Source organism: Mesorhizobium sp. M7A.F.Ca.US.002.01.1.1 (assembly GCF_004022955.1).
GTDB classification, from domain to species: domain Bacteria; phylum Pseudomonadota; class Alphaproteobacteria; order Rhizobiales; family Rhizobiaceae; genus Mesorhizobium; species Mesorhizobium ciceri.
The window spans coordinates 1-1,111 of sequence record NZ_RZQE01000916.1; the positions used below are offsets into that span (position 1 = coordinate 1).

Genomic DNA, 1,111 nt, shown 5'->3' on the forward strand with positions numbered 1-1,111 from the left:
GTAGGATATTAAGGGCCGAGACGAGCCTTGATCATCACACGAAGAGGGAACTTCAAACCATGGACACGCAAAAACTCCTCGGCGAAGTCGCCGGCCAGCTTCTTTCAGGCGCCATCAAGGTGGTCGACCTGTCGGCGCCGCTCGGGCCGGACACGCCGTTGATCAAGCTGCCGCCGGAACTCGCCGTCGACACGCCGAAGGTCGAGATCCACAACATCTCCCGTTACGACAAGAACGGTCCGTGGTGGGCCTGGAACTGGCTGAAGCTCGGCGAACATTCGGGCACGCATTTCGACGCGCCGCAGCACTGGATCAGCGGCAAGGATTATCCGGACGGCGCCACCGACACCATTCCGGCGCAGAATTTCGTCGGCCCCGTCAATGTCATCGATTGTTCGAAGGAAGCCGCCGCCGACCCCGATTTCCTGCTCACCGTCGACCACATCAAGGCCTGGGAAGCCAAGCACGGCGCGATCAATGCCGGCGAATGGGTGGTGATGCGCACCGACTGGTACAAGCGCAACGGCTCGGAAGCCGAGTTCCTCAACGCCAACGAGACCGGCCCGCACACGCCCGGGCCGACGGCCGAAGCCATCCAGTTCCTGATCAGCAAGGACATCAAGGGCTGGGGCTCGGAGACGATCGGCACCGATGCCGGCAAGGCCGGTGGCATGGAGCCGCCATTCCCGGCGCACACGCTGATGCACAAGGCCAACCGCTACGGTCTCGCCAGCCTCTGCAACCTCGACCAGCTGCCGCCGAAGGGCGCCATCCTGATCGCGGCGCCGCTCAAGATCGAGCACGGCACCGGCAGCCCGATTCGCGCGCTGGCGCTGGTGTCGAAGCAATAAAGCGAGGTGGGTCTTCGGGAGAAGATCATGCGAGAAGGCGAAACCGGGTTGATGGCAGGTAGAGGGTGGCAGGCTTGTAGCGCTAGCGCCCTACGGCGCCCCCCTCTGTCCTGCCGGACATCTCCCCCTCAAGGGGGGAGATTGGCCTTCACAATGGTTTTCGCCAATCTGCGACGTTGCAGGATTGAGTGGGGCGCCGAAGCTGCCAATCTCCCCCCAAGAGGGGGAGATGGCCGGCAGGCCAGAGGGGGGCGCCGTAG

Annotated in this window: 1 protein-coding gene; it reads left to right on the top strand. The window is 63.9% G+C overall.

All coding sequences use genetic code 11. The annotated features are described in order from the left end of the window. Positions 1-59: 59 nt before the first annotated feature. On the top strand, positions 60-851 hold the full coding sequence (locus EN932_RS36710) for a cyclase family protein (protein WP_063169953.1): 792 nt from the start codon (positions 60-62) through the stop codon (positions 849-851). The last annotated feature ends 260 nt before the right edge of the window (positions 852-1,111 follow it).

Excerpts from the sequence above, each read along its gene's own strand:
- EN932_RS36710 (WP_063169953.1), top strand. The coding sequence starts at position 60 with ATGGACACGCAAAAACTCCTCGGCGAAGTCGCCGGCCAGCTTCTTTCA.